Raw genomic sequence first — 21,375 nt, 5'->3', positions numbered from 1 at the left:
TGCAAATGCACTAGTAGGACCGGTGCAAATTCGCCTTATTTGCGTAGATCGAGGTGCTTAACCTTGAAGGGTGGGCACAGGGCTTTGAGTCCCGTGCCGTATTGGTTTGATCTCTTGAAGGAATGCACTATGAAAAGCGAACAAGTCAAAGGCGCCGTCGAGAAAGTTGCAGGCAAGGCCCAGGGTTTTCTTGGCGACCTGACCGGTGATGAGCATTTGCAAGCCGAAGGCGTTGCGCGCCAGGCCGCCGGGCAACTGCAGCAGACCTATGGCGATGCGCTGGATACGGTCAGTGATTTCACCCGCAACAAACCGCTGGCTACCGTCGCTGTCGTCGCCGGTGTAGGCCTGCTGGTGGGCCTGTTGCTGCGCCGTCGTTGAGGAGGCTGAGCAAGATGTTCACCCTTTCTCAACTGCGCAATTGCATCGAAGAAGGCCTGTCGCCGCTGACCTGCGAGTTCACCTTGTGCCGGGACGCTTCACTGACCCTCAAGGTGTTCGACGCCCAGACCGGTCGGGTCGACCTGGTGGTGACCGGGATCAGCACCAACCGGCTGCAGACCCCGCAGGAAGTGGAAAAAATGGTGGAAGAGCTGCGCTACGAATTGCAAAGCAACAACGTCGGCAAGCTCACGTTGGATGATTTGCCTTCAACGACGCACCCATGAAATAGAACACCCCACCACCGACGGTAAACGCCCCCAGCATGTAAAACATGTAGTGGGCCGGCAGGCTGGCCAACACCAGCCCGCACAACACCGGCCCCAGCGCGGCGCCCAGGTTGGACAGGTTCTGTGCCCCGTAATACATGCCGCGCAGGTGGTCAGGGGCGATTCGGTCGATAAACATGTACTCGGCCGGAAACACGATAATCTCCCCCACGGTAAATACCGCCATCGCCAGCACCCACCACAGCACGCTGGTGGCCAGGGCAAAGCCGATCACCCCCAGCATAAACATGCCCAGGCCAGCGATGAGCCACTGGCTCAGGTGGCGGTGCGAGATGCGCCGGCCAATCACATACTGCAAGGCAATCACCAGTGCGGCGTTGGTGGTGAGCACGGCGCTGATCACGGTGTAGGTATATTGCGCGGTGGTGGTTGTCACCAGGTACTGCGACAGATACGCCGTGAACTGACCGAACACCACTGCACTGAGCACGCCACCAAAGGTGAAACACACCAGGCGATGGTCGCTCAGCAGCACACGACCGACGGCGAGAAACGCCAGCGGTTTGTGCGTGGCATCGACGCTGGCCAGGCTGCGATCACCCCAGCGCCAGTACAGCAGGAAAAACCCCAGGCCCAGGAGCGCCGAGAGGACGAAAGGCAAGCTGATATCCACCTTGGCCACCATTGCGCCAAAGAACGGGCCGACGGCATAGCCGACATTGGTCAGGGTGTATTTGATGGAAAACACTTCGCTGCGCGCGTCTTCGGGCAGCAAGCTGGCGAAGCCGGCCTTGATGGCGATGTCGATGACCGCATAGGCCAGGTTGATCAGGATCAGGCAGCCGTAGAACAGCCAGATGCCCTGAGCCACGACGGTGCCGATAAACCCCAGCACAAACAGCGCGCTCAAGCCCAACAACAGCCTGTAGCTGTTCACGCGGTCCACCAGAAAGCCGCCATACACGCTGAGCAATGAGCCGACAATCAGCGAACTGCCGATCACCAAGCCGACCTGAGTAATGTCGAGGCCGAAGTGACGGGTGAGGTAAATCACCAGGTAGGGAAAGGTAATAGCCTTGGCCAACGTCAGCAGTAACGTGGCGGACAGCAACAGGTTAACGGTGCGCGGGTAGTTTCTGATGGTGGCAAGCATCCTGCTCTCATCCGTTTGAGGTAACGCGACCTGTGGGGGTCGGTTACCTTAACGCAAGACCAGGCAAAAAAGACCGGTCATTTCTTGACGGGCGTGATCTCGAGAATCGTGCCGTTGGTGGTTTTGAGCAGCACGAACTTGTCACCCACGCGCGCCCATTGGCTGTCTTCTTCGGGTTGCTTGAGGCCGCGTTTCTTCCAGTCGCTGACCGCCGATTCCTTGCGCATCAGCATGTCCGGGGCGCGGTCGCCTTCTTTCAAATCGCGCGCGTTGATACTCGAAGGCTTCACCGTTTCCTGCGGGGTATCACCGGCCTGCACGACAAAGCTGGCGGTGGACAGGCCCGCGGTCAGCAACAGGCAAGCAGCTAGGGTTTTGGACTTCATGGGTGCTCCTTCAATGAATGATGCGTACCCAGGTTCGGACCGCGAGCGCACGGAATCATTCAGCCCGCCTTCAATCCTTGTGGCGAGGGGTTACACCGGCGTGCCTTGATGGAACACCATCCGCCACTGCCCTTCTTCCTGCCGCCACACTGAACTGCGCAACGATTGCCCGACGCCTTCGCGGTAACCGCGATAAGTCACCAGCGCCACCCCGTCACTGAGTGCTTTCACCGCAAACTCCGTCATGCGGCGCGCACTGAAAGCCTCATCCTGCAACCCGGCAATCACTTGGGCCTTACTGCCCCAGACATTGCCACTGGCGCCAAATTCGACAAAGTCATCCGCCAGCAAACGTTCAAGCTGCGCGGCATCGCTGCGTATAGAGCTCTGCTGCAGCGCTTGCTCTAACGAAAACAGATGCGCTTCAAGTTCCATCAGCCTTGCCCCCATGAAATTAATCCTGTAATTTTTCATGAAATTTCTCGACATAAATTTCATGAACCAACAACAAGAACTCGCCACCCTGGCCGCGCTGATCCACGACCTGCGCAAACACAAGAAACTCACCCTGGCGCAACTTGCGCAAAAAATCGAGCGCTCGGTGGGTTTTCTGTCTCAGGTCGAACGTGGCCTGTCGCGCCCGACCGTGGCCGACTTGACCGCCATCAGCCATGCCCTTGACGTGCCCACCACGTACTTCTACAGCCTGCCCAAACCCAAGGCGGTGGATTGGGTCACACGCCCCAACGAGCGACGCACGGTGTACTACGCCAACGGCATCACCGACATCCTGGTCTCGCCGAGCATGAACGGCGCCTTTTCGATGCTCGACAGCCTGCTCGCACCCGGCGCCAACAGCGGTGAACACACCATGAGCGACCGCGCCGAGCAGGCCGGGTTTGTGCTGGAGGGCGAGTTGACGCTGTGGGTGGAAGGCCAACCGGATTCGGTCACCCTCGGCCCTGGCGACAGCTTCCACCTGGCCAGTTTCGCCCATTGCCGTTACGCCAACCTGACTGACCTGCCCGCCCGCGTGCTGTGGGTTTACAACTAGGAGCAACACCCGTGAAAAACCAGTCTTCCACGTTGCTGGCCGAAGTACGGACCTTTCGCCAGAACCACCCCGAGGTGCGTTACGTCGACCTGATCGCCCTGGACATTCCGGGGCATTTCTACGGCAAGCGCTACCCGGTGGACATGCTGGAAAAGGTCGCCGCAGGCAGCCCGCTGAAGCTGCCGCAAAATGCCGTGCTGCTCGGCGCGCAGGGCGGGCTGTTCAAGATTGGTGATTATTGCTTCCACGACGGCGATCCGGACGCCAACCGCCGTCTGGTGCCAGGCACGCTCAAGCCGGTGAGTTGGGAGTCGCAGCCGCTGGGGCAGATGCTGATCACCTCGGACGGCACCGAGGCGCCCATCGAGTTCGAACCGCGCGAAGTGCTGGCCAAGGTGCTCGAACGCCTGCAGCACAAGGGCATTCATCCGGTGGTGGCCTTCGAATTGGAGTTCTACCTGTTCGACAAAAAACTCGACAACGGCCTGCCGCAATTCGCCCGCGACCCGCTGAGCGAGGACGCCGATGACCAGCCCAACTTGCATATCGAACGGCTGTCGCGCTTCAGCGAGGTGCTCGACGACATGGCGCAAACCGCCAAGGACCAAGGCATCGATATTACGGTGATCACCGCCGAAATCGGCCCGGGCCAGTTCGAAATCAATTTTGGTCACCTCGATGACGGCCTGCGCGCCGCCGACTGGGCCGCCCTGTTCTGCCGCAGCACGCGTGGCGTGGCGCTCAAGCACGGTTACCGTGCCAGCTTCATGGCCAAGCCTTACCTGCAATTTCCCGGCAGCGGCATGCATGTGCATGTCAGCCTCTACGACGCGGCGGGCAATAACCTGCTCGCCGCGCACCAGCAGCAACCGCTGCGCCATGCCGTGGCCGGGTGCCTGGAATTGCTGCCGCACTGCATGCCGATTTTCTCGCCCAACCACAACGCCTTCCGCCGCCTGGGTGGCACGGTCAACGCGGCGACCCGCGCCAGCTGGGGCTTTGAAGACCGCGATGCGTGCGTGCGCATTCCCCAATCAGACCCGCGCAACCTGCGTATCGAGCACCGCCTGGCCAGTGCGGATGCCAACCCGTATCTGGTTCTGGCGGCGATCCTGGCAGGGCTTGAGCATGGCCTTGAAGCCAGGCAAGAACCCATCGCGCCCTTGAACGAAGACCGCCTCAGCGGCACCGACTTTCCTCTTGAGATGCTCGACGCCGTGCGCGCCATGCAACATCAGCCGGTTGTGCGCGATAAGCTGGGCGCAGAATTTGTCGACGTGTATTGCGAGAACAAACGCCAGGACCATCTGGCTTTTCAACAAGAGATCAACGCGCGGGAATACCGCTGGTTTCTCTAACACTCAGGAAGCACCGATGCCCGAGCAAAGCGCGCCAGCCCTCAAGGAAATCTTCAACGCCGAACGCCTGCAGCACATCGCCCAAGAGATGTCGGCGGTGTACCCGGCGTTCGACGCCAAGGGTTTTCTCAAGCACGCCAAGGCCGGGCTTGCCGAGTTGTCAGTGATGCAGCGCGTGGCGCGGGTCAGCGACAGCCTGCACGCCGTGATAGCGCTGGATTACGCGCAAACGCTCAAGCTGCTTTACGCCCTTGCGCCGCGCCTGAACAGCGCGTTTGTGTGCCTGTGCCTGCCGCACTACGTGGCAACTTACGGCCAGGGTGACTTCAGGCGGTCCATGGCCGCGCTCAAGTACTTCACCACTTTTGGCTCTGCCGAATTTGCCATCCGCCCTTTCTTGCTGAACGACTTCCAGCGCACCCTGGCGGTCATGCAGCAATGGTCGCTGGATGCCAACGAACACGTGCGCCGCCTGGCCAGCGAAGGCTCGCGCCCTCGCCTGCCGTGGTCTTTTCGCCTGGCCGAGGTGCAGGCCAACCCCGCGCTGTGCGCGTCGATTCTCGACAACCTCAACGCCGACAGCAGCCTGTACGTGCGCAAGTCGGTGGCCAACCACCTCAACGACATCACCAAGGACCATCCGGAATGGGTACTCGGCCTGATCGAAGGCTGGAACCTGGACAACCCGCACACCGCCTGGATCGCCCGCCACGCCTTACGCAACCTGATCAAGCAAGGCAACACCCGCGCATTGACGATCATCGGCGCCGGGGCCAAGGCCGAGGTGAAGATTCATCACCTGGCCGTCACGCCAGCCGTGATCAACCTGGGCGAACGCATCACGCTGTCATTGAGCCTCGAATCCACCGCTGCCGCGCCCCAAAAACTGGTGGTGGATTACGCCATCGACTATGTGAAAAGCGCCGGCCACAGTGCGGCCAAGGTGTTCAAGCTCAAGGCATTCACCTTGGGCGCGCGCGAACACCACAGCATTCGGCGCGAACACCCTATTCGTGAGCTGACCACGCGCAAGCACTACCCAGGCACGCATCGGGTGCATGTGCTGGTCAATGGCGAGCAACTCGGCAGCGCGGAGTTTGAACTGCTAAAACCCTGACCCAAATCAAGCAAAAGGCTCTAGCACGGGCCTTTCAGCCAGATAAATTGTCGAACAATCCTGGCCTTTGTTGTTGCGATCCATTATCATCCGGCGCCTTCTCACTGCCCGTTGGGTAGTTGTTTCAATGTGTCACCCGAGGCGCCAATGTACCGTTTGCACCGTTTTTCGTTTCACCGCTGTTTGATTGTCATCAGCCTGGGGCTGGTTACCCATCCTGTTAACGCCGCACTCCAACCCATGGTCGAAGCGCCGCTGGCCAGTGACACCGAGCTGCATTGCCACTTCAACCGCGACGCCAGCACCGACTGCACCACCACCCAGCACTACACGATCCTCAAACCCAACGGCCGCGAAATGCTCTCGCGCATTGACTTCGATTACTCCGAAGGCGACACCTTTGAGGTGATCAGCGCGCACTCCACCCAGCCAGGTGCCAAGCCGGTGGCGCTGGACGCCACGCAAATCGACACCCGCACCGCGCCCAACCCGGACCAGGGTTTCAGCCGTGACAAGCAGACCTCCCTGGCCTTCCCGAACCTGCGCGTGGGCACACAGATTCGCTTCACCGTGCGCGAACATCGCGCGGCCAAACCGCTGGTGAGTCAGTTTCACTATGCCCTCACCTTCGGCCCCAGCGCGTTCCGTCGCGACCACGTCAAGGCGCGCTTTACCGCCGAACGGCCGATCCAGTGGCGCAGTGAACTGTTCGATGGTTTCACCGTAACCCCGTCGGCCAACGGCAAGACGTTGGAGGTGGAGCAAAACGCCCCGACCTACCTCAACTACATCAACGAATCGTCCAGCGCTGCGCTACAGCGCATTCCGCGCCTGGAAGTGGGCAGCACCGTGGATCGCCAGGCGTATTTCGGTGATTTTGCCCAGCGTTACAACCAGATACTTGCCGCCAGGCTGCCTGCGCAAGCCGCCGCGGCAGTGGCTGCAGTCGGCGGCCTGGCGCCGGCAGAACAGGTGGCCGCGCTGATGCAGCACATCAACGATCACTACCGCTACCTGGGCGACTGGCGCGCTACAGAGCGCGGCTACGTGCCGTTCAACCTGGCGGAAATCGAGCAGCACGGTTATGGCGATTGCAAGGACCTCGCGATCCTGCTGACGGCGATGCTCAAGGCCAGCGGCATCAAGGCTGAAACCGCCTGGGTCAGCCGCGGCGACGTGGCATATGCCTTGTTGATTCCCGGCACCAATGCACCGAACCATGCGATCGTGCGCGCCGAAGTGGACGGCCAGGTCTGGTGGCTCGACCCGACCAACCCGGTGTTCGCCCCAGGCCAGACCTTGCCCGACATCCAGGACCGCTGGGTGCTGGTCAACAATGCTCAGGGCCAAGTGCGCGAAGAACAGATCCCGCTGGAACGCCCCGAAACCGCCCTGCGTCTGGACAAACAGGTGCACTTCGACAAACACGGCAATGGTGCCACCCAGGCGACCATCACCTTCAGCCGCCTGCCGCTGATGCAAATGAGCGTGGATGACCGCCAACAAGGCACCACTGCCACCGACCAGAACCTCTGCGCGCACTTTGGCAACGAGATCAGCGACTGCCAGATCACCCGCCAACCCACGGCCTTTGTGGTGCACGACGGCTACGCGGTTCACGCTACCCTGAACGACCAGCGTGCCCTGGAAAAACTCGCGAATGACTACGTCTATACCGATGAGTCACTCAACGGGCGCTGGGAGGGTTTCATCAACTACCGCCGTCACAATCAACAGGCCGACCTGTACCTGGGCAACCCGCAGACCTACGACTACAGCTTCACGCTGACTGGCGCGAAGATGGAAAAAGCCATCCCCGGCTGCCAGGTGCGCTCGCCCTGGTACGACCTGGACCTGGACGGCACGCGCACGGACGACGGGCTGCGTTATCACTATCGCCTGAGCCAGAAAACGCGTTGGCTGACTCACGCCGAGGTCGCGAGCGAAGCGTTTGGCAAAATGATTGACGAGGCGCGCACGTGTGCCGAACAGGTGCATCAGGTGGTAAAGCTATGAAGGCAGCGTAAACGCAAATCCAATGTGGGCACTGGCTTGCCTGTGATGGCATCCACTGGTCATGCCTGATCGACCGAGGTGTTTGCATCGCAGGCAAGCCAGCGCCCACACGTGGATCTCATGCCATCAGAGGGATGCCGGGTTGCAGGCAAGCGCTGCTCCCCACAGGTGTGATCCGGTTGCTTCAGTTGGATTCGCCAAGCAGCAACCCCTGCTCCCTTGCGCACAACTCCACCACGTAATCCCACAACACCCGCAGCCGCACCGACTTGTGCAGCTCCCGGCGTGAGCTGATCCAGTAGCTGCGCTGAATGCCCTCCGTCGGCAACAACGCCACCAGGTCCGGATCACCCGCCGCCATAAAGCACGGCAACACAGCGATGCCCAACCCCGAGCGCGCCGCCTGGTGCTGGGCGATCACGCTGGTGCTGTGGAACACCACTTTGGGGTTGCGGCAGAAGCTGCTGAGGAATTTGAGTTCCTGGCTGAACAGCAAGTCATCCACGTAGTCGATCCACGCATGTACGGCCAGGTCTTCGCGCTTTTCAATCGGCGGGTTGCGGTCCAGATACGCGCGGCTGGCATACAGCGCGAGGCGGTAGTCGGTGAGTTTGCGCGTGACAAGCTGGTCGACGCTGGGGCGTTCGAGGTGAATGCTGATTTCCGCTTCCCGGTTCAGAATGCTGACAAAGCGCGGCACGGCCACCAGTTCGACTTCCAAGCCTGGGTAACGCTCAAACAGCCCGCCCATGCGGCTGGCAAGAAACATCACGCCCAACCCTTCAGCCACGCCGAGGCGGATCTTGCCCAGGGGCGCGGCGCAATGGGTGAGTTCGTCTTCGGCCAGCAACGCGACGTTTTCCATGGCCTCAGCGTGTTTGAGCAGGGCTTCGCCAGACGGCGTCAACTCGTAACCCTGTGCGTGCTGCACAAACAGCGCAGTCCCCAGGCTCTTTTCGATGGCCTCGATATGCCGGGCGACGGTGGCGTGCGTAGTTTTCAGGCGCTGGGCAGCGGTGAGCAAGCGGCCGCTGCGTTGCAATTCGAGAAAGAACCGCAGGTCGTTCCAGTCGAACATATCGCCTCCCTTGCGTGGACAGTCAGTAGTTGCGCTCATGTCAGTGGTTACAGGCACTGTTTAAAAACGCACAGCAGCTGGGTAAAAACTAACATTTTTAAGACGAAAACTAACAACTAGGATGGAGCCAATAAGAAAAACAAGCGAGGCCTCAGATGCCCATTGCAGCTGCTGAATACGATTACGTGGTAGTAGGCGCCGGCCCCGCAGGCTGTCTGCTGGCCAATCGACTGTCCGCCAACCCCGCCCACCGCGTGCTGCTGCTTGAAGCTGGCGGCCGCGACAATTACCCCTGGATCCATATTCCCGTCGGCTACCTGTTCTGCATCGGTAACCCACGCACCGACTGGTGCTTCAAGACCGAAGCCCAGGAAGGCCTGCAAGGCCGTGCGTTGAGTTACCCACGCGGCAAGGTGCTGGGTGGCTGCTCGTCGATCAACGGCATGATCTACATGCGCGGCCAGGCCCAGGATTACGACGGCTGGGCGGCCGAGGGCAACCCGGGCTGGGCCTGGAAAGACGTGCTGCCACTGTTCAAACAAAGCGAAAACCACTTCGCCGGCGGTTCGCAATTTCACAGCGACGGCGGCGAGTGGCGCGTGGAGCAACAGCGCCTGCACTGGCCGATCCTGGATGCCTTTCGCGATGCAGCGGCGCAAAGCGGCATCGCGCCGATCAGCGACTTCAACACCGGCGATAACGAGGGCTGCGGCTATTTCCAGGTCAATCAGAAGGCCGGCGTGCGCTGGAATGCGGCCAAGGCGTTTCTCAAGCCGATCCGCCAGCGGACCAATCTCACCGTGCTGACCGAGGTCGAAGTGGACCGCGTGGTGCTGGAAAACGGCCGAGCCTCCCAGGTGCTCGGGCGTCAGAACGGCCAGCAGATGAGCTGGAAAGCGCGCAAGGAAATCGTGCTGTGCGCCGGCTCCGTGGGCTCGCCGGGCATCCTGCAACGCTCGGGGATCGGCCCTGCCAATGTGCTCAAACCATTGGGCATCGACGTGGTGCATGAGCTGCCCGGCGTGGGCGGCAACCTGCAGGACCATCTGCAACTGCGCCTGATCTACAAACTGGAAAACGCGCGCACCCTGAACCAGATCGCGGGCACCCTGTGGGGCAAAATGGGCATGGGCCTGCGCTACCTGTATGACCGCAGCGGCCCGCTGTCGATGGCGCCCAGCCAGCTCGGCGCGTTTGCCCGCTCCGGCCCCGAACAGACCTCGGCCAACCTTGAATACCATGTGCAGCCGCTGTCACTGGAGCGTTTTGGCGAGCCGTTGCATGCGTTCCCGGCGTTTACCGCCTCGGTCTGCGACCTGCGCCCGCAAAGTCGCGGCCGTATCGACATTCGCTCGGCCAACCCGGCCGATGCGCCGTTGATTCGGCCCAACTACCTCAGCCATCCGCAAGATTTGCGCGTGGCCGCCGACGCGATTCGCCTGACGCGCCGCATCGTCGCCGCACCCGCCTTGAGCCAGTTCAAGCCGGTGGAATACCTGCCGGGCGATTCATTGCAGACCGAGGCGCAACTGCACGAAGCCGCCGCGCGCATCGGCACGACGATTTTCCATCCGGTGGGCACCTGCCGCATGGGCAGCGACAAAGACGCTGTGGTCGATGCCCAACTGCGCGTACATGGCGTGCCGGGTTTGCGCATCGCCGATGCTTCGGTGATGCCACGCATCACGTCGGGTAACACCTGCTCACCTACACTGATGATTGCGGAGAAAGCTGCGCAGTTGATCCTTTCGCCGAACACAAGGAATCTTGCCCCGGAAAGAGAAATGACCACACCCGCGTGACCTGCAGGCGTCCGGCTGGCCGGCGGCTACAGAGAGACAACCGGCGCCGAGGTTGGCGCCGACAGTGGAACAACAATAAATAATCACTGTGAGGGTTACCCGATGTCAGAACATGCTCAACCCCTGGGCTCGGCCGTTCGTGCGAGCACCGGCAGCGAATCAAGAAAAGTCATCTTCGCCTCGTCTCTGGGGACGGTGTTTGAGTGGTATGACTTTTTCCTCTACGGCGCTCTGGCGGCCGTGATCAGCAAACAGTTCTTTGCCGGGGTCAACGACACCACGGCGTTTATCTTTGCCTTGATGGCCTTCGCGGCAGGCTTTGTGGTGCGGCCGTTCGGCGCGCTGGTGTTTGGTCGCCTGGGTGACATGATCGGGCGCAAGTACACCTTTCTCGTCACCATCATCCTGATGGGCGTGGCGACGTTTTGTGTCGGGCTGCTGCCGACCTACGCCAGCATTGGCATTGCCGCGCCGGTCATCCTGATCGTGCTGCGCATGTTGCAAGGCCTGGCGTTGGGCGGTGAGTACGGCGGCGCTGCCACGTATGTGGCCGAGCACGCGCCGGCGGGCAAACGCGGCCTGCACACCAGCTGGATTCAATCCACCGCCACCCTCGGCCTGCTGCTGTCGCTGCTGGTGGTGCTGGCTTGCCGTTACTTCACCGGCGACCAGTTCGAAGTCTGGGGCTGGCGGATTCCGTTCCTGTTTTCCATCGTGCTGCTGGGCATTTCCACCTGGATCCGCATGAGCCTGCACGAGTCGCCGGCGTTCCTGAAAATGAAAGAGGAAGGCAAGGCCAGCAAGTCGCCGATCCGCGAGTCGTTCGGCAAATGGGAAAACCTCAAGGTGGTGCTGATCGCGCTGTTCAGCATCAACGGTGGGCAAGCGGTGACGTTCTACGCGGCGCAGTTCTATGTGCTGTTCTTCCTCACCCAATTCCTGAAAATGGACCCGGCGCTGGCCAACATGCTGCTGATTATCAGCGTGGTGATCGGCGCGCCGTTTTTTATCCTGTTTGGCTGGCTGTCGGACAAAATCGGGCGCAAACCGGTGCTGATGCTCGGTCTGCTGCTGGCGACCGCCCTGTACTTCCCGATCTTCAAGGGCCTGGCGCATTACACCAACCCGGCGATGGACCAGGCCAGCCATCAGGCGCCGATTACCGTGCTGGCCGACCCGGCCACGTGCACCTTCCAGTTCGACCCGGTGGGCAAGGCGCGTTTTGACAGCCCCTGCGACAAGGTCAAGACCTTTCTGGTCAAGCAAGGCCTGCCGTACAGCAGTTCTGCGGCGCCGGCCGGCAGCCCGGTGCAGGTAAGCGTGGGTGACGTGCGCATCGACGGTTACGACGAAGCGGCCCTGCGCGGTGCGGTGACACTCGCCGGCTACCCGACTTCGGCGGATGTGGCACAGGTCAACAAGGTCATGGTGGTGGTGCTGATCGTGGTGCTGATCCTGATCGCCGCCATGTGCTACGGCCCACTGGCAGCGTTGATGGTGGAACTGTTCCCGACGCGTATCCGCTACACCTCGATGTCGCTGCCCTATCACATCGGTAACGGCTGGTTTGGCGGTTTCCTGCCGACTGTGTCATTTGCTCTGGTGGTGTACACCGGCGACATTTTCTATGGCTTGTGGTACCCGGTAGTGGTGACCGGCGTGAGTCTGATTGTGGGGTTGTTCTGCCTCAAGGAAACCCGACATGTGGACATCAATAACAACTGATCTTCACGACGCCTGAGACCCCCTGTGGGAGCGGGCTTGCCCGCAAAGGCGGTGTACCAGTCGACACATTCGTTGACTGATCCACCGCTTTTGCGAGCAAGCCCGCTCCCACTTTTGTTTTGTGGCACTCACACACTTTGCTGTACATCCATACAGATAATGGTTGCTCAAATCCCTCTGACTCAGCATCCTGCAAGGCATCAACCCGATCTGATGTGATGACCATGCGGCTGTACCTCTGTGAAAAACCCTCCCAGGCCAAGGATATCGCGGCCGTGCTCGGCGCCAGCCGGCGCGGCGACGGTTGCTGGCTGGGCAATGGGGTCACGGTCACCTGGTGCATCGGCCACCTGCTGGAAACCGCCCCGCCCGACGCCTACGACGCCAAATACAAGCGCTGGGTGCTGGCCGATCTGCCGATCGTCCCGGAAAAATGGAAGATGCAGGTCAAGCCCAAGACCGCCAGCCAGTACAAGGCGGTCAAGCGTTTACTGGGAGAAGCCCAGGACCTGGTGATCGCCACCGACGCCGACCGTGAGGGCGAGATGATCGCCCGGGAGTTGGTCGAGCATTGCCGTTATCGCGGCCCGATCCAGCGGCTATGGCTGTCGGCGCTGGATGACGCCTCCATTCGCAAAGCCCTGGCCGCGCTCAAGCCGGGCGCCGAAACCTTCAGCCTGTACCACTCGGCGCTGGGTCGCTCGCGCGCCGACTGGCTGATCGGCATGAACATGAGCCGTCTGTTTACTTTGCTTGGGCGCCAATCCGGTTATCAAGGCGTGTTGCCGGTGGGCCGGGTGCAAACGCCAACCTTGCGCCTGGTGGTGGACCGCGACCGCAGCATCGCCGACTTTGTGCCGGTGGCTTATTGGGCCATCGATGTCGATCTGCGCCATGAGCGCATGACCTTCACCGCCCAATGGCGCGCCACGGATGATGCGTGTGACGACCAGGGCCGCTGCCTCAACCCGCAGGTGGCCCGCGACGCTGCCGATGCCATGCGCAACGCCGCCACTGCGCGGCTGGTGAAGTTGCGCACCGAGCGCATGCGCGAGGTGGCGCCCCTGCCCTTCGATCTCGGCACCCTGCAGGAAATCTGCTCCAAAAAACTGGGGCTCGGTGCCCAGGAAACCCTGGATATCGCCCAGTCACTCTACGAAACCCACAAGGTCATCACCTACCCGCGCAGTGATTGCGGCTACCTGCCGTTGAGCCAGCACAGCGACGCGCCGAAAATTTTAGCTGCGCTGGGGCGCGCGGACCCGGCAGTGAATGAACTGATGCCGCATATCGATCCCCAGCGTCGTTCACGGGCCTGGAACGACGCCAAGGTCAGCGCGCACCATGGCATCATTCCCACCGGGGCCGGTAAGGATGTGGGGCAGCTCACCGGTAAATACCGTGCGGTCTACACCCTGATCCGCGCACGTTACCTGGCCCAGTTCCTGCCTAATCATGAATACGATCGCACCCAGGCGGATTTCGACTGCGCAGGCCAGGCGCTGCGCGCGGTCGGCAAGGTAGTTATCGAGCCGGGCTGGAAACGCGCGCTGCCCGAAGCGCTGGCCCCGGCAAAGGGGCGCGAGGCGCCCGCGCCGCAAGCCTTGCCGGCGTTGGCGCAGGGCCAGGACTACGCGGTGGCCAAGGTCAATCTCAAAGACCTGTGGACCCAACCGCCCAAACCATTCACCGAAGGCGACCTGATCAAGGCGATGAAAAACGTCGCCAAGCTGGTGGAAGACCCGTTGCTCAAGCAAAAACTCAAGGACACCACCGGCATCGGCACCGAGGCCACCCGCGCCGGAATTATCCAGGGGCTGTTGGACCGTGGTTACCTGATCAAAAACGGTAAGTCACTCTCGGCCACTGCGGCCGCATTCAGCCTGATCGACGCCGTACCTCGAGCCATTGCCGACCCAGGCACCACTGCGATCTGGGAACAGGCGCTGGACATGGTGCAAAGCGGTGAAATGAGCCTGGAAGAATTCGTCGCCAAGCAGGCGGCGTGGATGAGCAAGCAAGTGGCGCGCTGCAATGGTATGCGCATGACCATCACCGGCCCAGCCAGCCCGGCAGGTCGAGGCGCCACGCCATGGAAAAAGAAACGCAAGACGGCGCCACGCAAGCCTACGGCCAGTACCAAGCGGGGGAAAAAGCCGACAAATGCCGGCTGAAAGACGGAAAAATCCAGCGAATGACGTTTTTCGACGGGTTTAACGCCGCTTTGGACCTTGCAGCCCCGTAGCCCGTCTAGGATTCTGTAAGGGACCTGCTGACTTCCTAACAACAACACCGGAGTGGCCGCCATGAAAACCGTCGCACAAGTGCTCAAAGCCAAGGACCAGAAGAATCAGGAGGTCCACACCATCAAGTCGCACCAGACGGTGATGGAGGCATTGATCCAGATGGCTGCCAAAAACGTCGGGGCCTTGCCGGTTGTGGACGAAGGCAAAGTCGTGGGAGTGATCAGTGAACGCGATTACGCGCGCAAGTTGATCCTCAAGGGGCGTTCTTCCGCGACCACTGCTGTGAGTGAAATCATGAGTTCGCCGGTGATTACCGTCGATACTCACCAGAGCGTCGAAAAGTGCATGAACATCATGACGGACGGTCACCTGCGCCACCTGCCCGTAGTCGAAGATGGCAAGCTGATCGGCCTGTTGTCCATCGGTGACCTGGTAAAGGAAGCCATTGCCGAGCAGGCTGACTTGATCAAACAACTGGAGCAGTACATCCGCGGCGAATAGGGGACCCCATGCTCGACACGCTGGAACATCAAGAAGACCACCTCGATACCCTGCACCGGGCGATGGCTGAGCGGCGCTTTGTGGTGCTGACCGGTGCGGGCATCAGTACGTCGTCGGGCATTCCTGATTATCGCGACAGCGAAGGTGTGCGTCGGGGCAAGGCGCCGATGATGTACCAGGAGTTCCTGGCCACGCCGCAAGCGCGGCGCCGCTACTGGGCGCGGGCAATGCTGGGTTGGCCACGGGTGCGCGTGGCGCAGCCGAACAAGGCTCACCTGGCACTGGCCACGCTGCAACAACGCGAGCGTATCAGCGGGCTGATTACACAGAACGTCGATACCTTGCATGACCAGGCCGGTAGCCAGGATGTGATCGAGCTGCATGGAAGTCTGCATCGAGTGCTGTGCCTGGATTGCCAACAGCGCAGCGAGCGCGATGTGATCCAGCGGGTGATGGAAGATCAGAACCCCTACCTGGCCGGCGTCGATGCCGTGCAAGCGCCCGATGGCGATACGCTGCTCGATCCTGCCTTTGAAGAACGCTTCCAAGTTCCCCACTGCCCGCACTGCAATGGCCAACGGTTGAAGCCCGACGTAGTGTTTTTCGGTGAGAACGTCGCCCAGGCCACAGCGGCCAAAGCAATGGCGGCGGTGCAGCAGGCTGAAGGGCTGCTGGTGGTGGGCTCATCGCTGATGGCCTATTCGGCATTTCGCCTGTGCAAGGCGACGGTGGAGCAAGGCAAGCCGGTGATTGCCATCAACCTGGGCAAGACACGCGGGGATGAGCTGTTGCAGATGAAGATCGAGGCGTCCTGTGAGCGGTTGTTGCCGTTGCTGGTCGAGCGATTGAGCCAGTAACACCGCCACAAACCAACGATGAACAGGGCTGTATGTGGGAGCGGGCTTGCTCGCGAAGGCGGTGCGTCAGTCAAAAGCGCTCCGGCTGACCCACTGCCTTCGCGAGCAAGCCCGCTCCCACAGGTTTCCATACTGAATTGATGACCTCGCCCCCTTCGACCAACCGCACAAAAAATGACGCCCAAGTCACGTTTTTCCGCATTCCCCCGCCCCCACAACGATTTATGTAGTGCTCAAAAAAAATCACTACATAATCGTTGACGTAACCTTTTTACCCTTGCATTATCGAGACGTCTCCCGGATCGGGAGCGTTGGTAACACGTGTTTTGAACAAGCTCGTCTGACCGCCGAGCTGTTTTTCCGGATGTGCACTGCCCACAAGGCAGATTGATGAAACTGACCGGCCCGCAAGGATCGGTACAAGAAGCTAAAACGCTGCTTGTCTTCGCGATGAAACCATTGCGTAGCCGTTCATCAGCAAGACCACATGCATCAGGTTCAAGACCCTGCCCGTATTCGGCAGACAGTCACTGACGCCCGGCTTTCAAGCCGGAGACACTAAGCAGTTTTAACGGAATCAACTGATAGATCGCCAACTGGTCAAGGGGCTTACATTATGAATCTGAACAACCAACCAACTATCGATGAATTGGCTGAGATGTTCGCAGCGCAGAAAGACACACTCGACGACCATATCCTGTGGGTCGAAAAATCGGGTCAAGTCCATATCGACTGCGTGGCGCCCCATACCCTTGAGGAAGAGTTCGATAAAAACAACCGCAACCTGGCGGCGCGCCTGAAAATGTATCGCCGCGGCCAGGGTTATGTTGGCAAGAAAGCGGCTGCCGATCAAAACTTTATCGAGCAGGTATTCGACACACTTAACAATGCCTGGGCATCTTTCAAAGACAGCTCGAACGTTAAAGTAATCGACCGCTATTACTAAGTAATATTCGACAACTAGTGGGCGCTGGCTCGTCGGCGATGGCGGTTTAATATTCAACACTGATGTTGAGTTTTAAATAGCCATCGTCGACGAGCCAGCGCCCACATTTGTTTTGCGTCGTGATCAAAACGATGGGAATCGGCCTTTGGCGGCTTCATCGCGAAAAATATCGAACAAGACCTGCGCAGCTGCCGATAATTCATGGCCCGGCTTGGTCAACACACCAATCGGTCGCTCGATCACCGGATCGCTCAACGTGATGCAATGGGCGCCCGCCTCTTCCATCTGTTTCGCGCACAACGCGGGTACGGCGCTGACGCCAAGGCCATTGGCAACCATCTTGCCCACCGTCGCCAATTGATGACTCTCCAGCGCTACCGGCAATTTCATCTGCAACGCGCCCAGGTGCTCCTCAAGCATCACCCGTACCGTGGAAGGCCGCTGCAGGGTAATGAACGGCTGCTCCAGCAAGGTTGGCCAGTCGATTTCGCTTCGCTGGGCCAACGGGGAATCTCCCGGCACTACCGCAATAAACCGGTCCAGATACAACGGGGTGAACGCCAGAGACGAACCCTCGGACGGCTCGAACGCCACGCCCAGTTCCACCTGACGGTCACGCACCATCTCCAGCACCTGCTCGTTGATCAGGTCATGTACCGTCACGTTCACTTGCGGGTAACGGGCGCGGAATATCTTCAGGATCGGTGGCAGCAAGTTGCCTGCAAACGACGGCATCGCCGCCACGGTGACCCGGCCACGCTGGAGGGTGAAACGCTGGCGCAGCTCGTCTTCGGCGTTGTCCCAATCGGCGATCAAGCGACGCGCCAGAGGCAACAACGACTCACCTTCAGGCGTCAGCGCGACATTGCGCGTATTGCGGCTGAACAAGCGCCCGCCTAACCCCTCCTCCAGCCCTTTGATAGTCAGGCTCAGCGCCGATTGAGAGAGGTGCAGGCGTTCGCAAGCAGCGGCGAAACTCAGGCTCTGGGCCACGGCGAGAAAGGCACGCATCTGTTTAACGGTCATAGGAAGCTCCACGCTGCCAGTCGGATGCTGCAAGTAAGGTTGCCGCATGTCTATGCTTGAAGCTTGCGGCTTAAAACCGATTATGCTGTTTTTCAAACCAATCAACCTTAAAAAACAACTTAACAAATCAATCCGTCGGCGCAACACTCGTGTCATTGGCTGGCCCACACACAATAAAAGAGGTGCATATGGCAGGTTTCGATAAACGCGTGGCGTCCTATGAAGAAGCACTGGCAGGCCTGGAAGACGGGATGACCGTGCTCTCCGGTGGTTTTGGCCTGTGCGGCATTCCGGAAAACCTCATTGCCGAGATCAAGCGCAAAGGCACCCGCGACTTGACGGTGGTTTCCAACAACTGCGGCGTCGATGGGTTTGGCCTCGGCGTGCTGCTGGAAGAAAAACAGATCAGCAAAGTGATCGCGTCCTACGTCGGTGAAAACGCCCTGTTCGAGAAGCAACTGCTCAGCGGCGAAATCGAAGTGGTACTGACGCCCCAAGGCACCCTGGCAGAAAAAATGCGCGCGGGCGGTGCTGGCATCCCGGCCTTCTTCACCGCCACCGGCGTCGGCACCCCCGTCGCCGAAGGCAAGGAAACCCGCGAATTCAATGGCCGCCCCTACCTGATGGAAGAGTCCATCACCGGCGACTTCGCCATCGTCAAAGGCTGGAAAGCCGACCATTTCGGCAACGTCATCTATCGCCACACCGCCCAGAACTTCAACCCGCTGGCTGCCACCGCCGGCAAGATCACCGTGGTCGAAGTTGAAGAAATTGTCGAACCGGGCGAGCTGGACCCGGCGCAGATCCACACTCCAGGCATCTACGTCGACCGGATCATCTGCGGCACCTTCGAGAAGCGCATCGAACAGCGCACTGTCCGCAAATAATCCGCCAGCTCAAATAATAAGGAGACAAACAATGGCCCTTACCCGCGAACAAATGGCTCAACGCGTCGCACGTGAAATGCAGGACGGTTTCTACGTCAACCTCGGCATCGGCATTCCGACCCTGGTGGCCAACTACATTCCCGAAGGCATGGAAGTGATGCTGCAGTCGGAAAACGGCCTGCTCGGCATGGGCCCGTTTCCTACCGAAGAAACCATCGATGCCGACATGATCAACGCCGGCAAGCAGACCGTGACTGCGCGCATCGGCGCCTCGATCTTCTCCTCCGCCGAGTCCTTCGCGATGATTCGCGGGGGCCACGTCGACCTCACCGTGCTCGGCGCGTTTGAAGTGGACGTACAAGGCAACATCGCCTCGTGGATGATTCCCGGCAAACTGGTCAAGGGCATGGGCGGCGCCATGGACCTGGTGGCCGGTGCAGAAAACATCATCGTGATCATGACCCATGCGTCCAAGGACGGTGAGTCCAAGTTGCTCAGCCAGTGCAGCCTGCCGCTGACCGGCGCCAAGTGCATCAAGCGTGTATTGACGGACCTGGCTTACCTTGAGATCGAAAATGGCGCTTTTGTCCTCAAGGAACGCGCACCTGGCGTCAGCGTTGAAGAGATTGTGAGCAAGACCGCCGGTAAACTGATCGTCCCGGACCACGTTCCAGAAATGCACTTCCAGTGAGGACAGATTCCATGCAAGACGTCGTGATTGTTGCTGCCACCCGCACCGCCGTGGGCAGCTTTCAAGGTTCGCTGGCCAGTATCCCGGCACCGGAACTGGGCGCGGCCGTGATCCGTCGCCTGCTGGAGCAGACCGGCCTGGACCCGGCTCTAGTGGATGAAGTCATCCTCGGCCAGGTACTCACCGCAGGCAGCGGCCAGAACCCTGCGCGCCAGGCCTCGATACTCGCCGGTCTGCCCCACGCCGTGCCGGCCCTGACCCTGAACAAAGTCTGCGGCTCGGGCCTCAAAGCCCTCCACTTGGGCGCCCAGGCCGTCCGTTGCGGCGACGCCGACGTGATCATCGCCGGCGGCATGGAGAACATGAGCCTGGCGCCGTACGTATTGCCCGCTGCACGCACCGGTCTGCGCATGGGCCATGCCAAAATGCTCGACAGCATGATCACCGACGGCCTGTGGGATGCGTTCAACGACTACCACATGGGCATCACCGCCGAGAACCTGGTAGACAAGTACGGTATCAGCCGTGAAGCCCAGGATGCTTTCGCCGCTGCCTCCCAGCAAAAAGCCGCTGCGGCTATTGAAGCCGGTCGGTTTGTTGATGAGATCACCCCGGTCCTGATCCCCCAGCGCAAAGGCGACCCAGTGGCCTTCGCGGTCGATGAACAACCACGCGCCGGCACCACCGCCGAATCCCTGGCCAAGCTCAAACCCGCATTCAAGAAAGACGGCAGTGTCACCGCCGGCAACGCTTCCAGCCTCAACGACGGCGCCGCTGCAGTGTTATTGATGAGCGCCGATAAGGCCAAAGCCCTCGGCCTGCCTGCACTGGCGCGTATCGCCAGCTACGCCAACGCCGGCGTCGACCCCGCGCTCATGGGCATCGGCCCGGTGTCGGCCACTCGCCGCTGCCTGGACAAGGCCGGCTGGAGCCTGGGCGACCTGGACCTGATCGAAGCCAACGAAGCCTTTGCCGCGCAATCTTTGGCGGTGGGCAAAGAGCTGGAGTGGGACGCCGAGAAGGTCAATGTCAATGGCGGTGCCATCGCCATCGGCCACCCGATCGGTGCCTCGGGTTGCCGCGTGCTGGTGACATTGCTGCATGAAATGATCAAGCGCGACGCCAAGAAAGGCCTGGCGACGCTGTGCATCGGTGGCGGTCAAGGTGTAGCCCTCGCCCTCGAACGCAGCTGATCCAAAGAGCAACAGGAGCAAAGGCTCGGTTCCACGAAAACCGGGCCTTTTCTTTTTTAAGCCGTCCCCATGAAAAACCACCGTCCAACTGTGGGACCTGGCTTGCCTGCGATAGCGGGTCGACCGTTGGCAAATGTGCTGGCTGACCCTGCGCTTTCGCAGGCAAGCCAGCGCCCACAATGATCTCTATTGTTAGTCCGTGCGTGGCACCGCAAACACGGCAGTCGCTCGCGCCACGACATTCTCCCCCACCTGCAAGCTCACCGTGGCAAACGCCATCTGCCGCCCGCGTTTGTGATGCTCCAACCGCACCACAATCCAGTCGCCCACCTGCACCGGCCCCAGGTAATTCAACGTCATGCTCGCGGTAATCAACGGCAACGGCGGCTCACTGGAAAACGCCATCGCATAGCCCATGCCGACATCCGCCAGGGTCGCCAATACCCCGCCATGCACCGTGCCGCGCCCATTCGCGTGGCGGTTATCGGAGCGCAGGCCTATTTCCAGATCCAGGCCTTCGCCCCGGCAATAAGCTGGGCCCAGCAAGTCGAGCAGCGGGCTACTGCGCGGCAGCGAAACAAACCCTTCGGGCACAGCGTAGGCAGTCATGGCAAATTCATCCTTGGCGTAAGGTCTGAGGTGTACGCCCCGCCCTCTGCGGAGGCCAT

Annotated in this window: 21 protein-coding genes; 15 read left to right on the top strand and 6 right to left on the bottom strand. The window is 60.5% G+C overall.

The genetic code is table 11. From position 1 onward, the window contains the following. Window positions 1-129 precede the first annotated feature (129 nt). Window positions 130-381, top strand: coding sequence for a CsbD family protein (locus C4J83_RS10770; protein ID WP_106579943.1), 252 nt, complete (start codon window positions 130-132; stop codon window positions 379-381). Between the two features lie 14 nt (window positions 382-395). Further along, window positions 396-668, top strand: a complete 273-nt coding sequence (locus C4J83_RS10765) for a DUF1652 domain-containing protein (protein WP_106579942.1) — start codon at window positions 396-398, stop codon at window positions 666-668. On the opposite strand, the gene C4J83_RS10760 is transcribed toward C4J83_RS10765, so the two are convergent. The 3 genes from C4J83_RS10760 to C4J83_RS10750 form a co-directional block, all read right to left on the bottom strand. Continuing rightward, complete coding sequence (locus C4J83_RS10760; RefSeq protein ID WP_124416992.1) at window positions 631-1,824, bottom strand: MFS transporter; 1,194 nt, start codon at window positions 1,822-1,824, stop codon at window positions 631-633. The two genes, C4J83_RS10765 and C4J83_RS10760, sit on opposite strands and share 38 nt — an antisense overlap. Before the next feature lie 77 nt (window positions 1,825-1,901). Further along, a complete protein-coding gene (locus tag C4J83_RS10755) occupies window positions 1,902-2,210 on the bottom strand; it encodes an RcnB family protein (protein ID WP_106579940.1) in 309 nt (102 codons plus the stop codon). A gap of 90 nt (window positions 2,211-2,300) precedes the next feature. After that, window positions 2,301-2,660 carry a nuclear transport factor 2 family protein gene (locus tag C4J83_RS10750; RefSeq protein WP_218569113.1) on the bottom strand — a complete coding sequence of 120 codons (360 nt, stop codon included), beginning with the start codon at window positions 2,658-2,660 and terminating at the stop codon, window positions 2,301-2,303. Between the two features lie 46 nt (window positions 2,661-2,706). On the opposite strand from C4J83_RS10750, the gene C4J83_RS10745 reads away from it, so the two are divergent. The 4 genes from C4J83_RS10745 (at window position 2,707) to C4J83_RS10730 (ending at window position 7,755) form a co-directional block, all read left to right on the top strand. Then, window positions 2,707-3,264: a helix-turn-helix domain-containing protein gene (locus tag C4J83_RS10745; RefSeq protein ID WP_124416991.1), complete on the top strand. Its 558-nt coding sequence runs from the start codon at window positions 2,707-2,709 to the stop codon at window positions 3,262-3,264. Between the two features lie 11 nt (window positions 3,265-3,275). Next, on the top strand, window positions 3,276-4,622 hold the full coding sequence (locus tag C4J83_RS10740; protein ID WP_124416990.1) for a glutamine synthetase family protein: 1,347 nt from the start codon (window positions 3,276-3,278) through the stop codon (window positions 4,620-4,622). Window positions 4,623-4,638: 16 nt separating this feature from the next. Next, window positions 4,639-5,739, top strand: a complete 1,101-nt coding sequence (locus tag C4J83_RS10735) for a DNA alkylation repair protein (RefSeq protein ID WP_124416989.1) — start codon at window positions 4,639-4,641, stop codon at window positions 5,737-5,739. A 156-nt stretch (window positions 5,740-5,895) separates the two neighbouring features. Next, window positions 5,896-7,755 (top strand): DUF3857 domain-containing transglutaminase family protein, encoded by a 1,860-nt coding sequence (locus C4J83_RS10730; RefSeq protein ID WP_124418852.1) that lies wholly within the window; start codon window positions 5,896-5,898, stop codon window positions 7,753-7,755. A gap of 184 nt (window positions 7,756-7,939) precedes the next feature. On the opposite strand, the gene C4J83_RS10725 is transcribed toward C4J83_RS10730, so the two are convergent. Then, complete coding sequence (locus tag C4J83_RS10725) at window positions 7,940-8,833, bottom strand: LysR family transcriptional regulator (protein ID WP_124416988.1); 894 nt, start codon at window positions 8,831-8,833, stop codon at window positions 7,940-7,942. Between the two features lie 155 nt (window positions 8,834-8,988). On the opposite strand from C4J83_RS10725, the gene C4J83_RS10720 reads away from it, so the two are divergent. The 6 genes from C4J83_RS10720 (at window position 8,989) to C4J83_RS10695 (ending at window position 16,910) form a co-directional block, all read left to right on the top strand. Continuing rightward, window positions 8,989-10,635, top strand: coding sequence for a GMC family oxidoreductase (locus C4J83_RS10720; RefSeq protein WP_124416987.1), 1,647 nt, complete (start codon window positions 8,989-8,991; stop codon window positions 10,633-10,635). 102 nt (window positions 10,636-10,737) lie between these two features. Next, the gene (locus C4J83_RS10715) at window positions 10,738-12,360 is read left to right on the top strand and encodes an MFS transporter (RefSeq protein WP_119735512.1); all 1,623 of its coding nucleotides are present in this window, start codon (window positions 10,738-10,740) and stop codon (window positions 12,358-12,360) included. A 224-nt stretch (window positions 12,361-12,584) separates the two neighbouring features. Next, window positions 12,585-14,534, top strand: a complete 1,950-nt coding sequence (locus C4J83_RS10710) for a DNA topoisomerase III (RefSeq protein ID WP_124416986.1) — start codon at window positions 12,585-12,587, stop codon at window positions 14,532-14,534. Window positions 14,535-14,666: 132 nt separating this feature from the next. Then, window positions 14,667-15,107 (top strand): CBS domain-containing protein, encoded by a 441-nt coding sequence (locus C4J83_RS10705; protein ID WP_106579933.1) that lies wholly within the window; start codon window positions 14,667-14,669, stop codon window positions 15,105-15,107. Window positions 15,108-15,115: 8 nt separating this feature from the next. Next, window positions 15,116-15,964, top strand: a complete 849-nt coding sequence (locus tag C4J83_RS10700; RefSeq protein ID WP_124416985.1) for an NAD-dependent protein deacetylase — start codon at window positions 15,116-15,118, stop codon at window positions 15,962-15,964. Between the two features lie 616 nt (window positions 15,965-16,580). After that, window positions 16,581-16,910 carry a hypothetical protein gene (locus tag C4J83_RS10695; protein WP_106579931.1) on the top strand — a complete coding sequence of 110 codons (330 nt, stop codon included), beginning with the start codon at window positions 16,581-16,583 and terminating at the stop codon, window positions 16,908-16,910. A gap of 123 nt (window positions 16,911-17,033) precedes the next feature. Here the strand turns inward: C4J83_RS10695 and C4J83_RS10690 are convergent, their stop codons facing one another. Then, complete coding sequence (locus C4J83_RS10690; protein ID WP_124416984.1) at window positions 17,034-17,936, bottom strand: LysR family transcriptional regulator; 903 nt, start codon at window positions 17,934-17,936, stop codon at window positions 17,034-17,036. Between the two features lie 188 nt (window positions 17,937-18,124). Between C4J83_RS10690 and C4J83_RS10685 the strand changes: the two genes are divergently transcribed. From C4J83_RS10685 to C4J83_RS10675, 3 genes are read left to right on the top strand one after another with little or no spacing between them, the layout of a single operon-like run. Continuing rightward, a complete protein-coding gene (locus tag C4J83_RS10685; protein ID WP_010211319.1) occupies window positions 18,125-18,823 on the top strand; it encodes a CoA transferase subunit A in 699 nt (232 codons plus the stop codon). A gap of 31 nt (window positions 18,824-18,854) precedes the next feature. Further along, a complete protein-coding gene (locus tag C4J83_RS10680; protein WP_017135011.1) occupies window positions 18,855-19,514 on the top strand; it encodes a CoA transferase subunit B in 660 nt (219 codons plus the stop codon). 11 nt (window positions 19,515-19,525) lie between these two features. Further along, window positions 19,526-20,707, top strand: a complete 1,182-nt coding sequence (locus C4J83_RS10675; RefSeq protein ID WP_124416983.1) for an acetyl-CoA C-acetyltransferase — start codon at window positions 19,526-19,528, stop codon at window positions 20,705-20,707. 192 nt (window positions 20,708-20,899) lie between these two features. On the opposite strand, the gene C4J83_RS10670 is transcribed toward C4J83_RS10675, so the two are convergent. Then, a complete protein-coding gene (locus C4J83_RS10670) occupies window positions 20,900-21,316 on the bottom strand; it encodes a PaaI family thioesterase (protein ID WP_124416982.1) in 417 nt (138 codons plus the stop codon). Window positions 21,317-21,375 lie beyond the last annotated feature (59 nt).

Origin of the sequence: Pseudomonas sp. LBUM920 (assembly GCF_003852315.1) — a bacterium.
GTDB lineage: Bacteria > Pseudomonadota > Gammaproteobacteria > Pseudomonadales > Pseudomonadaceae > Aquipseudomonas.
The sequence above is the reverse complement of the archived record's forward strand: the minus strand, read 5'-3'. Positions and strand labels throughout refer to the sequence as shown.